Raw genomic sequence first — 806 nt, 5'->3', positions numbered from 1 at the left:
TCCGAGTTGAACGGACGATCCCCATCACGACGCGGACGATCCGAGTTGAACGGACGATCCCCATCACGACGCGGACGATCCGAGTTGAACGGACGATCCCCATCACGACGCGGACGGTCCGAACCCGACGGGCGGTCCGATCGCGAGCCACCCGACCGAGGCGGGCGACCAGCGTCGTCCCGGTCTCCACGCCATGCCGGTCGGTCGGAACGCTGACCGCCGTCACGGAACCCACGGCCCGGAGCGCTGTCGCGCGCCGGCCGGTCAGTGCGCGCCGGACGGTCGCCGTCACGAGAGGGCCGATCGCGCCGATCGCTCTCTCGACGCTCGAACTCGCGAGGCCCGGACGACCAACCACCACGGCCAGCGCCCTGGCCGTCACGACGGGGCGGCCCGTCACGACGAGGAGCTCCGTCGCCCCGAGGAGCGCTGTCGCCATCGCGACGCGGTCGTTCCCCCCGCTCGTCGTCGCGGTCGTTGCGCCGTTCGTCGTCGTTCGCCACCGTTGCTCCTCATGCGTGCCGGTGCTGCTGCGCCGGCGGTCGTCCGCTGTGTCGTTGTGTGCGCCCTGCATGACGCCGGGCCGTCCCAGTCCATCACGGACCGGGCGGCACGTCGAGTCACGCTCGGGCGTGGAAAACAGAAATGGCCACCGGCCTTCCACGAGAACGAGGGTCTCCCCTGCGAGTTCTCGATGGAGGGCCGATGGCCACATCTTTTCTTACGTTGAGTCCGGCGGCGTCCTACTCTCCCACAAGGTCCCCCTTGCAGTACCATCGGCGCTGAGAGGCTTAGCTTCCGGGTTC

At 69.4% G+C, this 806-nt stretch carries 1 rRNA gene; it reads right to left on the bottom strand.

Annotation, left to right across the window (positions count from 1 at the left end):
- Window positions 1-730: 730 nt before the first annotated feature.
- Window positions 731-806: ribosomal RNA gene (gene rrf / locus ITJ68_RS18040) — 5S ribosomal RNA — on the bottom strand; the annotation flags it as partial.

It is taken from the genome of Curtobacterium sp. VKM Ac-1395, assembly GCF_015350975.1.
Lineage (GTDB): Bacteria > Actinomycetota > Actinomycetes > Actinomycetales > Microbacteriaceae > Curtobacterium.
The sequence above is the reverse complement of the archived record's forward strand: the minus strand, read 5'-3'. Positions and strand labels throughout refer to the sequence as shown.